9 protein-coding genes are annotated in these 13225 nt (G+C 48.2%); 3 read left to right on the plus strand and 6 right to left on the minus strand.

Features of this window, described 5'->3' with window-relative positions:
- Nucleotides 1-61: 61 nt before the first annotated feature.
- Nucleotides 62-1276 carry an MFS transporter gene (locus tag EL628_RS08050; RefSeq protein ID WP_218028888.1) on the plus strand — a complete coding sequence of 405 codons (1215 nt, stop codon included), beginning with the start codon at nucleotides 62-64 and terminating at the stop codon, nucleotides 1274-1276.
- A gap of 65 nt (nucleotides 1277-1341) precedes the next feature.
- Here EL628_RS08050 and EL628_RS08055 read toward each other — a convergent pair whose 3' ends face one another.
- Entirely contained in the window at nucleotides 1342-3168 is a 1827-nt protein-coding gene (locus tag EL628_RS08055) for a S9 family peptidase (protein ID WP_126579440.1), read from the minus strand.
- Nucleotides 3169-3392: 224 nt separating this feature from the next.
- Here EL628_RS08055 and EL628_RS08060 point away from each other — a divergent pair, with 224 nt between their 5' ends.
- Nucleotides 3393-4514: an outer membrane protein assembly factor BamB family protein gene (locus tag EL628_RS08060; protein ID WP_126579441.1), complete on the plus strand. Its 1122-nt coding sequence runs from the start codon at nucleotides 3393-3395 to the stop codon at nucleotides 4512-4514.
- A 215-nt stretch (nucleotides 4515-4729) separates the two neighbouring features.
- Here the strand turns inward: EL628_RS08060 and fusA are convergent, their stop codons facing one another.
- The 4 genes from fusA to EL628_RS08080 all read right to left on the minus strand — a co-directional run bounded on the left by fusA (nucleotide 4730) and on the right by EL628_RS08080 (nucleotide 10761).
- Nucleotides 4730-6802, minus strand: coding sequence for an elongation factor G (gene fusA / locus EL628_RS08065; RefSeq protein ID WP_126579442.1), 2073 nt, complete (start codon nucleotides 6800-6802; stop codon nucleotides 4730-4732).
- Between the two features lie 309 nt (nucleotides 6803-7111).
- The gene (gene ligA / locus EL628_RS08070; protein ID WP_126579443.1) at nucleotides 7112-9190 is read right to left on the minus strand and encodes an NAD-dependent DNA ligase LigA; all 2079 of its coding nucleotides are present in this window, start codon (nucleotides 9188-9190) and stop codon (nucleotides 7112-7114) included.
- A 62-nt stretch (nucleotides 9191-9252) separates the two neighbouring features.
- Nucleotides 9253-9540 (minus strand): putative quinol monooxygenase, encoded by a 288-nt coding sequence (locus tag EL628_RS08075; RefSeq protein WP_126579444.1) that lies wholly within the window; start codon nucleotides 9538-9540, stop codon nucleotides 9253-9255.
- Between the two features lie 153 nt (nucleotides 9541-9693).
- On the minus strand, nucleotides 9694-10761 hold the full coding sequence (locus EL628_RS08080; protein WP_126579445.1) for a phospholipase D-like domain-containing protein: 1068 nt from the start codon (nucleotides 10759-10761) through the stop codon (nucleotides 9694-9696).
- A 435-nt stretch (nucleotides 10762-11196) separates the two neighbouring features.
- Between EL628_RS08080 and EL628_RS08085 the strand changes: the two genes are divergently transcribed.
- Complete coding sequence (locus EL628_RS08085; RefSeq protein WP_126579446.1) at nucleotides 11197-11688, plus strand: PNPOx family protein; 492 nt, start codon at nucleotides 11197-11199, stop codon at nucleotides 11686-11688.
- A 250-nt stretch (nucleotides 11689-11938) separates the two neighbouring features.
- Here EL628_RS08085 and EL628_RS08090 read toward each other — a convergent pair whose 3' ends face one another.
- Entirely contained in the window at nucleotides 11939-12955 is a 1017-nt protein-coding gene (locus tag EL628_RS08090; protein WP_126579447.1) for an RNA polymerase subunit sigma-70, read from the minus strand.
- Nucleotides 12956-13225 lie beyond the last annotated feature (270 nt).

Raw genomic sequence — 13225 nt, forward strand, 5'->3', positions numbered from 1 at the left:
TTGTTACATGCCTATAGGTCTGCTTTTTTAAAATTTATCATATGATCTGGGAAGAGGTAGCATGAGTCAAACACAAATAGCTCCAGTATCTATGGAAGTCGATGCGCCGCGGGCGATGAGTAATCGTCTGATCTTGACGATGGCAATTGCTTGTGGTCTGGCGGTCGCTAATTTATATTATATTCAGCCTTTACTGGCCGATATTGGTCGTAGTTTTTCCGTCTCAGTGGGCCAGATCGGGTTTATTGCCACGTTGAGCCAATTAGGGTATGCTTCGGGCCTCTTATTGATAGTTCCTCTGGGAGATAATTATAATCAGCGTAAATTGATTGTGGGAATGTTGGTGGCGGTGACTGTTGCTCTTGCCGCAGTATCGTTCGCGCCGGGTGTGATTTTTCTAGCCTTTGCCTGTTACGCTCTTGGTTTAACGACTGTGGTTCCTCAATTGATTATCCCCTATGCAGCCAGTCTGGCTCCAGCGCCGATGCGTGGCCGTGTGGTTGGGACTGTCATGAGCGGGCTATTGATTGGAATCTTACTGGCTCGAACGGTGAGTGGCTTCGTAGGAACCTATCTAGGCTGGCGCTCAATGTATTGGATTGCGGCCATTATGATGATTCTTCTTGCGGTCGTCCTCCGTTTCTTGCTGCCAGATGATCGAGCTCCGAAAGGGAGTACGAGTTATCCACGGCTCTTGCAGTCTTTATGGGGACTCTGGAGGAGCCAACCTGTTTTGCGCGAGACGGGGGTCTTTGGCGCGTTAGTCTTTGGCTCTTTTAGTGCCTTCTGGGTTATCTTATCGTTTGTCCTTGAGACTCCACCCTATCATTTTGGGAGTGAGGTTGCTGGCCTGTTTGGACTAGTGGGTGTTGCAGGGGCTCTGGCTGCCTCGGTGGTAGGACGTTTTGCGGATAGAGGCGAGGCTCGGCATGCGAATGGGATTGCGATTAGTATTACCCTTTTCTCCTTTGTGTTGATGTGGCTGACTGGTCAATGGTTGGCGGGCTTGATCGTAGGTGTGCTCTTGCTGGATCTGGGCACTCAGGCCAATCAGGTTGCGTCGCAGTCTCGCGTTTATAGTCTTATTCCAGAAGCTCGTAATCGCTTAAATACCGTTTATATGACCCTCTATTTTGTTGGCGGCTCGCTTGGCTCATTGTTGGGAACATGGGGCTGGAGCCTTGCTGGCTGGAATGGGGTCTGTGGTGTGGCCTGTATGATGCTGTTGTTAGCGTTGGCTCTGTACATCTTTAACAGCAAGCGAATGAGTAGATAGCTAAAAATTCGCTAAAGAGGGTTGGACATTATCTGCAATTTGTTGCAGATAATGTCCAACACGCTTTATGAAGGAAGCAAGTCGAGGCCTTTGAGATATTTATCAAACCAGGCTAGAGTTTTCTGGTTGTATAACTTTATATTGTCTGGTTGCACCATCCAATGTCCTTCTCCAGGAAGGAGAAGGAGCTCTACTTCTACTCCGGCATGTTGGAGGGCTGTTTTAAAAATTTCACCCTGCTTTTCTTGAGCGAAAAATCCTTGCTCACCATAGATTAAGAGCGTTGGCGTCTTCACTTGAGCTGTATATGTACTCGGCGAAAATTGGCTGTATCTCTCCGGTATTTCCTGCGGAGTTCCGCCAAACCAGATATCACGTATGGTATCCACATCGATGCTTTGGGTATAATCAGTTCGACCTTCATTACTTACGACTGCTCGAAAACGCCCTGTCTGTGTCAGTAACCAGTTTGTGATAAAGGCCCCATGACTATGTCCTCTCAGACCGAGACGTGCAGGGTCGGCAAATCCTCGACTGATAAGCGTATCAATGCCAGATAAGATATCGACAGCATCAAATCCAATCGGATCGCCTTGATCAATAGCCTTTTGGATATGATGCCAGCCATAGGTGCCGCTTCTTCGATAATCGGCAACAAAGCAGAGATATCCTTGCGCTGCAAGTTCGTGGAGGCCACCGAGGCGGAGCGGGTGATCTTCCATCCTTAGTAAGGGCACATGCAGCGGCCCTCCATGAATATCTATAATAGTTGGTAATGGCGCAAAAGGTTTTTGATCAGGATCAACATCAGGCGGAAATAGCAGAATGCCATCCAGTTGCAAACCATCGACTGATTGCCACTGAAAACGTCTGACAATTCCTTTCTTCAGAGGACGCTCGCTCTTACAATCAGCATGTGGTTTCGAAAGAACACGATGTTGAGAGAGATCTGTACGGAGAAGATAAATTTCCGATACGCGATCGGGAGCCCCTCTGACAGCTGCCAACCATTTTCCATCAGAAGATAGAACCAGATGAAAATAGTCAGCCAGATCATCGGTCAATTGCCGCAAAGAGCCATCAATGAGAGAGAGAGCAAAGAGATGAGTTGGAATGTGTCCATTATGAGCTGAAAAGTACATGGTCTGGCCATCTGGTGCCCAGACCATATCTTCGACAAGCATCGGATCCTTCGTTTGATAACGTGCTATGCCTCCCTGTACGTTCCAGATGGCCATTTGAAAGAGCGCCTGCATCCCATAAGGATGAGGAGTTGCTAATAGAGCGAGCTCTTGTCGATGAGGATGCCATACGGGCCTTTTTGTCTGACAACTTCCAACTGGAACAACGTGCTTGATATGATTCTGCTGCACATCCAGGATGCGAACCTCATTAGCATTATTACTTCTATCATCTGGATAGAGAGTTACATCCCAGGCAATTATCTGGCCATCGTGCGACCAGGAAAGTGAAAGAGGATACTCGTATGCTGGTAATTCCCATTGATTGCATACAGTCCTACTAGATGCTTCAATCAATAGTAAACGACCGGGCTCCCAAAACTTTTCCATACTCATGATTGCCACCATTTGAGCATCTGGCGACCAGGCATACTGTGAAATAAAAATCCCCTGTGGTGAAATCTGAATAGCATCACTCATAGGATCGACCGATCTTAGCCAGAGTGAGCGAGATCCATCTTCGGCTGAACAGAGAAAAGATACTTCAGGGCTTCCAGGAAGCCAGCAAGCACTATCTCCTGTACCAATGTGCTTTTGAATGTCCTCTCCATCAAGAGACACGACCCATATCTCATCCTTCAAGTGATAGAGAAGAGAGGTGCCAGAATAAGAAAACTGCGGATGATGAGCTTCGTATGGGTAATACCCCATATATTTCTCCTTCAATAGTGAATAATCACTTTTTTCTTTGGGAGCCTACTAGTGCTGCTCTGTTGTCAAACAATTCTTCTGCAAATTTTCCATCTTATGAGTAACTCTTTAGAATACTCTTAGAAACTTATAGTACACCATCTTCAATAGCTAAAAGATCGCTGGAGATAGTATACTATGAGCATATAAGAAGCAGTTATGTACTATTCGCAAGGAGCAATACCATGGGAACTGGCCTTCCCCCCAGTCTAAGAGTTGATGATTCTGCAATTTATATCATGCAGAAGGACATTTATGTGCTCGATAGTAAAAATGGTAGCTTGCAATATCAGCATCACCGATCTGGAACAAGCCATTTCTCTCTTCTCCATGGCATCATGTATGTAAACACGACGGATATTCATACTTCACTTGTCCAGGCTATTGATAGTCATGATGGTACTCTTTTGTGGAGTTATCATGCAAAGGGCCGTCTTTCTCAATGTCCAGTTATTATTGATAATGTAGTGTATGTAAGTATTGTAGAAGGGAGTATTTACGCGCTTCAAGCAAACAATGGAGTTCTACTATGGTATTCTAGCATAGATCCTGGCCCAGATATTCCTACATATCTAGGACCAATAGTGACTACTGCTCCTCTTGTCATTGATAAGATAGTATATTTAGCTCCAGGGGTCAATCATCCATTAGAGCCCTTTCTCTATGCTTTTGGATCAAAAGATGGGAGGCTTTTACAGAAGATACCTCTCCCAGATACAAGCGCTTTTTCATTCACTATTCACAATGGTATCCTTTATTTTAGTAATGCTCACAGTTGCTCAGCTGTACGGCTGGAAAATGGGGCGGTTCTCTGGAGATGGGAGCCTGAAGAAACAGGTCAAGTGTGCTCCGCTCCTATTATTCATAATAATAGAGTCTATCTGGCTGGTGCTGAATTAAGAATGGCATCATCGGGAGAAGTAACATATTGGTGGCAGGCTTTTCTGTGTGCACTTCATGTAAGTGATGGAGCTTTGCTTTGGCAACAGTCTCTAGAAGATGCTCCGTCAGAAAGCCGCCCAACAGAGCTGTGTATAATAAATGAGATTCTTTATGTGAGTACGAATCAAGGGCTATTTTCTGCTTACCAGCCTGATGATGGCAGCCCTCTCTGGTACTATCAAACAAAAGGACATTTCCAATCATCGCCCGTTGGCATGCATGAAGTTGTGTATATTGGAGATGACAGTGGGTCCGTATATGCTCTTCGCGCTTCAGATAAAGAGCTACTTTGGGAGGCTGCTATCCCACTATCACTTACAACCAGTGCAGATATTTCGGTAAAAAACATCCAGGAAAATTTCTGAAGGTAAGCCTCTAGTATAGCCAGTCTGCTAGTAGTGGCAGTAGTAGCTTGATGCATCTTTAACGCAAGAGGATGAGCAGTCAGATTGATACAGCATAAGCACTGGCCCGACAGGATCTGTTGATAAAGTGCAGACCTTGTCGGGCCAATGACTGGAGAGCATCTTCTGTGTGCTCCAATGTACGTTCTTCTTCACATAGTCAGACGAATGATACTTTAATTGCCGTGTTGTGCAGCCTTCTCTTTGTGGAGGGCTGTATGGTGGGCAGTAATCTCTTGTTGGATCGCTGCTGGTACCTCTTCATATCTGGCGAACTCGGACGTGAAGAAGCCTCGTCCCTGGGTGATCGAGCGCAGATCGGTGGCATAGTGTAACATCTCAGCCTGAGGAACCAGAGCGCTGATCTGCTGCATACCATTCTCGAGCGATTCCATACCGAGCACATGTCCGCGTTTGGTATTGATATCGCTCATCACCTCACCCATATTATATTCAGGGATTGTGACGACCACATTCATCAGAGGCTCCAGCAGCACCGGATTGGCCTGTGGAACGGCCTCTTGCATGCCCAGTGAAGCCGCAACCTCAAAGGATTGGGCGGAGGAGTCGACAGGATGATATTTGCCATCTACCAGAGAGACTTTGACGTAGAGCATCGGATTGCCCGAGATGAAGCCGCGCTTTAAAGATTCACGTACCCCTTTCTCAACGCCTGGAATAAACTGATTCGGCACCACGCCGCCCACAATTTTATCCTCAAAGACAAACGTCTGTTCGCTATCGCGTGGCAGGGGTTCGATCTCAAGCCAGACATCGCCAAACTGACCATGCCCTCCACTCTGTCGTTTATGGCGACCATTGGCACGAGCCTTCTTGCGAATCGTCTCGCGATAGGAGATATGTGGATCGTGCGACTCGAGCTCCACCCCGTATTTGCGTTTAATTGTCTCCAGAGCAATCTGAAGGTGGGCCTCACCCATACCAGAGAGCAGCGTCTCAGCAGTTGCGGGATCGCGGCCTACGCGAAGTGTATGATCCTCTTCAACAATTCGCGCGAGTGCATTCCCCATCTTGTCCAGATCGGTCTGGCTTTTGGGAACGACCGCAACAGTATAGCAGGGAGCGGGGAACGTAATAGAGGGCAGAGGTTGCGCCACATCCTTGCTCGTAGTAAGCGTCTCCCCCGTATGCGTATTAGTCAATTTAGCGACGGCCCCAAAGTCGCCAGCGGGGATCTCAATCGCATTCTCTTGCGTTTTGCCATGCTGAGTGATTAACTGGCCTATGCGCTCATCGGCTTTTGTCTGGAGATTTGTCAGATGGCTATCGGGCTTCAGACTGCCACTATAGACCCGGAAGGACGAGATCGTACCGACCTGTGCAGCAGCAGTTTTGAAGACAAAGGCCGAAGCGGCGTTCCCAAAGGCCTTCACCTCTGTAGGAGTGCTCTCAGCTGCGCTGGGCAGGTAGTCTATCAAGGCATCAAGCAGCGTCTGGATGCCAATATTCTTGCTCGTTGAACCACAGAGGACGGGAATCAGCTCGCCACTCCGTGTCCCTTTTTTGACCACCATGAGGAGCTCTTCCTCGCTGAGCTCCTGCCCATCGAGAAACTTTTCCATTATTGCATCATCGGCCTCAACCGCAGATTCAATTAATTGTTCACGATAGCTGGTAAGGCTCTCTTGAAGTTCTGGTGGGATCGCCACCTCTTGTATTTTCGTACCATTCTCGAAGGTATAACCTTTTTGTTTGATCAGATCAATAACGCCTTTAAAGCCGGATTGTTCACCGATAGGAAGCTGGAGAGGGACAACTTTGAGGCCAAAGTGAGCGCGGAGGGATTCCAGGGCTTGCACGAATTCAGTATTTTCTCGATCAAGTTTATTGACGAGCACGATGCGGGGAAGATTGCGTTCGTCTGCATATTTCCAGGTTAATTCTGTCCCAACTTCAACGCCTTTTTCAGCAGTGACAACCACCAGCGCAGCATCGGCCACCCGTAGGCCCGCGATAACCTCACCACTAAAATCGGCATAGCCGGGAGTATCGATAAAGTTAATCTTGTGGTCTTTCCATTCCACTGGCAGGACTTTTACATTGAGGGACATGCGTCGTCTGATCTCATCGGGATCATAATCAACGACCGAGGTTCCCTCATCAACTTTGCCCTGGCGGGTTACAGCTCCGCTGTTATAGAGGGCTGCATCGATAAGAGATGTTTTGCCTGCACCAACATGAGAGATCAATGCCACATTGCGAATCTGTTCCGCCCTATAAACCTTCATAAACCCAATTCCTCCTGATACACTACGCAGAGGCTGTCTGGCTATACATCCTGGTGGTCTGCCGTAGACCTCCTTTGCGAATTGCCATACGAATGGTTGGTTTGTTCGGTCCAGAGAAAAACTGGCGATGCTCTTCACCTTTCCAGTTTCGTAGGTGTAGTATAGCAGTCAGGAGCAATTTGTACAACGGAGTTTCAAAAATATTTCAGGAGAGTGATGAGATTGTGATTTGTTAAAGCTTTTTTTGGTGTACCAGCCATCGTTATCATGGTTGCTTCATGCCTCAACCACGATAACGACGGTCATAGATCATGCCGTATAGTGTTGCAGGAGATCGCTGAGCCATTGCTCATCATGAATGGGCACGCCAGCTTTCTGCGCTTTGGCCAATTTCGAACCAGCGTCTTCACCAACAATCAGGTGAGAGAGCGATTTGCTGACCCCTGAAGCAATCGTACCACCAAGCTTTTTGATTGCCTCTTCTGCATTTGAGCGGCTCATCGTCTCCAGTCGCCCCGTCAGGAGGAATGTTTGACCATTCAGGGGGCCACTGATGGACTTCTGTTCCTCAGTCATAGTAATGCCAGCCGCACGTAATCGATCGAGAAGTGCGATATTGTTGGCATCTTGCAGCCAGGCATAGAGGCTTTGACCAATCTTGGGACCGATCCCTCCTACGCTGATAATATCGGCCTCCTGAGCCTCTAACAGGCGATCAATATTTCCAAATGCCTGCGCGATAAGCTGAGCCGCTTTCTCGCCCAGATAGCGTATATTTAGCCCGAAGAGGAGGCGGGAGAGCGGCTGTTTTTTGCTCTCTTGAATGGCTTTCAGCATATTATCGGCGCTCTTCTCTTTTACCCCTTCCAGAGCTAAGAGTTGATCGTGAGTGAGATCGTAGAAGTCGGCGACATTTTTCACATAGCCAGCATCTGCTAACTGTTCACACATCTTTTCGCCAATCGTATTGATATCCATCGCCCCTTTTGAGACAAAGTGGATAATGCTCTCCAGATTGCGTGCGGGACAGTTCGTATTGGGACAGTAAGCCATCGCCTGATCGGGAATGCGCATAATCTCGGTCCCGCACAGTGGGCAATGAGCCGGCAGGGAATAGACCTCTTCCTGACCAGTGCGTCGCTCCACCACAGGTTTGACCACCTGAGGAATGACCTCACCAGCGCGTTGGACCAGGACCCAATCGCCAATACGCAGATCTTTGCGTTGAATATCACCCTCATTATGGAGAGAGGCCCGTGAGACCGTAACACCACGAATAGTAATAGGTTCCAGAACCGCCCAGGGGTTTACCGAGCCAGTCCGTCCAATATTCACGCGAATATCGTGTAGTTGTGTGGCAACCTGCGTTGGTGGATACTTAAAAGCAATCGCCCAGCGAGGATCTCGTGCCACTGAGCCCAGCTCCTCTTGCTGATGAAAATCGTTAATTTTAATCACAACGCCATCGATCTCATAAGGGAGATTGAAGCGCTCTTTTTCCCATTTATTGCAATAGGCCATCACCTCATCGAGATCTTTTGCCTGTTGGATATGAGGATTAATGGGGAAGCCCCACTCACGAAGAAGCTCCAGCGCCTCCCAGTGGCTTCTGACATCCATGCCATCAACATACCCAAGCTGATAGGCAAAGAAATGGAGATGACGATTGGAGGTAACGCGAGCATCTTTCTGACGCAGCGAGCCAGCCGCCGCATTACGTGGATTTGCAAATAGTCGTGAGTCGCTCATCTCCTCATTTAACTGTTCAAAGTTCTTGATGGGCATATAGATCTCGCCTCGGACCTCTGTCCGAGGAGGGATCTTCTCACCTCTAAGGCGTTGCGGGACAGTCCGCACCGTACGAAGATTGGGGGTCCAATCCTCGCCGATCATGCCATCACCCCGCGTGGCTCCAATGCTCAAGCGGCCTTCATCATAAGTGAGAGCGATAGCCAGGCCATCGATTTTCAACTCACAGACATAGCTGAAGGTCGTATCTGGTAAAATATTTTGTGCTCGTCGATGCCAATCGAGCAGATCCTGTTCGCTTCGTGCGTTGGCGAGACTGAGCATCGGGCGTGGATGGCGATGTTGAGGAACATCCTGGATGGGGCTGGCTCCTACCCGTTGAGTCGGCGAGTCAGGCGTCTGAAGTTCGGGATGCTCACGCTCAATCTGTTGAAGCTCGCTTAGCAATAGGTCATACTCAATATCGGTTAAGGTTGGATTGTCCTGCACATGATATTGATAGTTGGCCTCTTCGATCTGATGACGAAGTTGCGCAACGTGAGCAGCGAGTTCTTCCTCGCTGCTCTCGGGTTTTTCGACATGGGTGTGTACACTCTCGGTTGAGGGCGATGATTGAACCTCACCTTGCACATCGGACATGGTAGCTACTCCTGTTTCCACTTCGAAAAGAAAAAAAATTCCTGGCTACTTTTCCATTCTTCTTAGAATGCTTGATAGTGGAAGACTTCAGGATTGCTTTCATATAACCCATTGATATTGCTGCGCCATTGTGCAAAAAGTGGTCCATTGCGGAAATCTTCGATATGGGCTTCAAGGGACGTCCAGCCAACGGTCAGCATATAGCGGCCAGGACGCTCGACACAGCGTGTGGCATGAGCCGAGACGCATTGGGGATGTTGGCGAATCACTTCCAGCCCCTGAATAATCCCTGCCCCGAGTTCTTCCTCTTTCTCTGGAAGCGCTGTGAAAATGGCAATCTCTGTAACCATAAAAATCTTAACTCCTCTATGTGTAGAATGACTTGTCACCTCTAGTAACTCCAGGTGTATCCTACCATGATATGCAAGCAAGCTACTATAGAGACAACAGTGAAAAACACTGGACGTATTCTGGAGGGCAGATTGATCGGTAAGTATGCATACCTAAACTGTCTGGGAGTCAGACCAATCCTGCCCAAAAGTCTGTTGTAACGTTGTAAGTACGGTCGCATCGGCAACGAGCAGACCGACTTCACGATTGCGATTAAGCGAGGCCGTTGAGATGTTCTCAGAGCCCACAAAGGCCTCTTTCCCATCTACCACGATGAGCTTGGCATGCATATAGAGGTGAGGATCTTCTTTGACCTGGACATTCCCCTGCTTAAGGGTTGCGATACCCGTACTATTGCTGTCATTGCCAGATGAATCAGCGCCTGGGAGAATGACCTGAACCTGGATACCACGTCTGGCCGCATTGATCAGAGCCTGTTCGACCTCAGTATCCTGCATCTCTTCTGCCTCTACCGCCAACGATTGGTGGGCACTATTGATGAGTGCCACAAAATCAGTGCGTGAGTTTTCAGGACTGACCACCAGATTTGCATCATTAAACTGAGCATTAGTGCGGTTCCAGTCAGCCGTAAAGATCGAACTCATAGCCTGTATATCTGGTTGATTGGTATCAATAATACCATATTCACGGTTTGTGGTAGAACTGGAGCCACCCAGGGCTGAAAGAGTAAAATTGCAAGTCATGATATAGGCAGCCTGCCCATCAATAATCATACCCTTCTCGTGAGTGAGGGAGAAGAGTGTGCTGGCAGACTGAGCCTTGACACCCGTTGCTTTGAGCTTATCGAGCGTTTCTTTCGGTGAAATACTCCCACTTCCATAGGGATGGGCTTCCAGCATCACGCGCACATCAATGCCAGCGTGGGCGGCATCCTCAAGTGCATTTATGATATTGCGCTCCGTTAACAGATATATCTCCAGCCAGATTGATTTTTTTGCGTGTTGAATCGCGTCAACTATCGGGGCATCGCCTGCGTCAGGCTCTACAAATACCTGTACGTTCTGAACACCAGTGCCAGGGCCAGATACTGGCGTCACTGGTCCATTGCTCTGGCCTGAGGTAGGTGTTCCAGACTGTGTGGGTCCTGAACAACTGGACAGGCAGAGGCAGAGAATCCCCAGCAGCAACTGATACCGCAATCGCGTCAAAGGTAATTGCATGTGTTATCCTTTGTATCTTTAGATCGAAGAGTTTTTTAAAACTCTCTGTATCCAGTACGCATTGTACTGCTTAATAAGATGCATACCTGCATCAGTATCCATTAAACATAACGAAGAAGTACCTCTCTTTGAGTGATCTTCTTTCTAATTACACAAAATTACTCTTATTTATGAGTATTGGGAGACACGCGATCCGATTTCTACACCACAAAGGTCGATCCTGAAACGGACAATTTCAAGACTTATTTAGCGAGCAGTTATGCGATAGTAAAGAGGGATGACAAAGATCTGGTGCGCTGTGGCAATTTGACAGGGAGTTTGCGATGAGTTTGGGTTGCCTCTTGTGTTCTATCAATGAAAGGTGATTGCCACCTCTCGCAAACACCTGCGAAGACATATTATCTTATCACCATTTGATGAAAGGTAGAGAGAGCTATGATCAGACCAAAATTGCCAGAAGAAGTACTTCAGTTGAATGAGACGCTCAAACGCCAGCCCCACTTGACAGAACACATGGGACCTCTTCATCTATTCAGCGTGCCAGGACGAAATAGTGGTCAAATGCGTGCAACGCCCGTCGCACCGTTAGATAGCGATGGTCAGCGCTATCTGGTAGCAGCTTTTGCTGAGGCGGATTGGGTAAAGAATCTTCGCCTATCGGGTTGGGGCATCTTGACCAAGGGCCAGCATTTGCTTCGGGTGACGATAGTCGAGGTTGCCGTACCAGAGCGTGGGCCGATCCTGCAAACCTTTATTCGGCAGATGGAGCATTTAGGTGGTGACTCATCTGGCCCCAGTGGGCACTTTGCCTTCACGGTTGGGCCAGATGAGCCACTGGAAGCTTACACTGCTATTGCGGATCGTCATCCTATCTTCCGCATCGTCGAAGCGACACCAGTTTCATCCATTGAAGAGACTACCAGATAAGGAGTTAGTAGTGCTTCTCATCCCTTTGTAAGGTAAAGAGTACAAAAAGCTAGAAAAGCATCTCAAATTCCCTCTCTCCAAAGAAAACTGTCTCTCTCTTTCTAGAGAAGCCATGGAGTATGGTGCATTTCTCAGGTCAAGAGAGCTGCTTAAGAGGACTCAAGAATCGTAAGCGAAAGTAATCTCAACTAGCACATATTCTTCTCCATGGCCCATCCTCCCTATGAGTTGGGGAAGGATGGGCCATGTGTTAGAAAGCAGGGAACGTGTCAGGGAGTGCGAAGGGCAATAGACTGTGCAGTTCCAGAAAAGTGACCGTGTTGGCAATCAGTTCGCCATCGAAGTCGAGAACTAGCAGGCCAAAGAGCTGATAGGTAGCTGTTTCGGTATTGTGCTTATAGAGTCCAAAGGCAGGGCTGGCATTAGCATGAGTGGGAAGCAGACGCCATTGTTGGGCCATAGAGAAGATGCTTGTCCGAAACAGCGTCTCAATCGCCTTCCTTCCCTGGAACCAGGCAGGAATCGGTGGCATGGTAAACCATGCATCTTCTCGCATCAGCCCCACTAATCCAGAAATATCTCCTTGCTCCCAGAGTGTTACATAGCGCTGAAGCAGTGGTTGGAGTTGAGAGGGTGGAAGGGTCGCTCTTGCTTCTGGAAGGACCTGATGCTGCCGCAAAGTGTGTCGAGCCCGCTGCAAGCCTGAATTGACTGCTACAACGGAGAGATTGAGCCACTCAGCTACCTCACGGGCCTCCCAATCGAGCACACCACGTAAGAGCAGTATAGCGCGTTGCGTAGGTGTTAACTGTTGGATTGCTGTCAGGAAAGCTAATCTTATGTATTCGCTCTGCATGGCCTTTTCTTCAGGGTCACTCTCATAAGAAGCTTCCAGTTCATCTGGAAAAGGTTCCAGCCAGATTGGTTCAGACGCCCGCCTGGGCAATGGGCGTGTAGGATCGCTCTTATGAGAGCTATTTGGAGGTAAAGAACGCCTGGGACTTCTGGTAAGCATATTGAGGCAGAGGTTAGTCGCAATGCGATATAACCAGGCTCGATATGATCCCTGATCGGTGAAACTGGCACGTTTCTCCCATGCTCGTAGCAGAGTCTCTTGTACCAGATCTTCAGCATCGTGGTAGGAGCCAAGCATGCGATAGCAATGGGTGAGCAATTCACGCTGATAGGGTTCTACAAGGCATTCAAAAGCATGTTGATCTCCTGCCTGAACAGCAAGTAGAAGCACTCCTTGGGGTGGAATAGTCATAAAATAGCTGTTCCTCTATATCTCATGCATATCATATTACCAGAATTGCACAGATTATATCAGTTTCATGTTGGAATTTACAGTATTGTTACCATAAGACAGGGCTTTTTCGTTTTTGCAGAAGAGGCTATAAGTTCGGAAGAGCGACCTGATGCAGGAATTGCCTTTTTCCTGTTGGAAACCCACCGGTCATGAGAGGACCAACCAGAAGGAGGAATGCCCTGACCATAAAAGGAGGAATGCCCTGACCATAAAAGGAGGAATGCCCTG

It is taken from the genome of Tengunoibacter tsumagoiensis (assembly GCF_003967535.1).
GTDB classification, from domain to species: Bacteria; Chloroflexota; Ktedonobacteria; order Ktedonobacterales; family Ktedonobacteraceae; genus Tengunoibacter; species Tengunoibacter tsumagoiensis.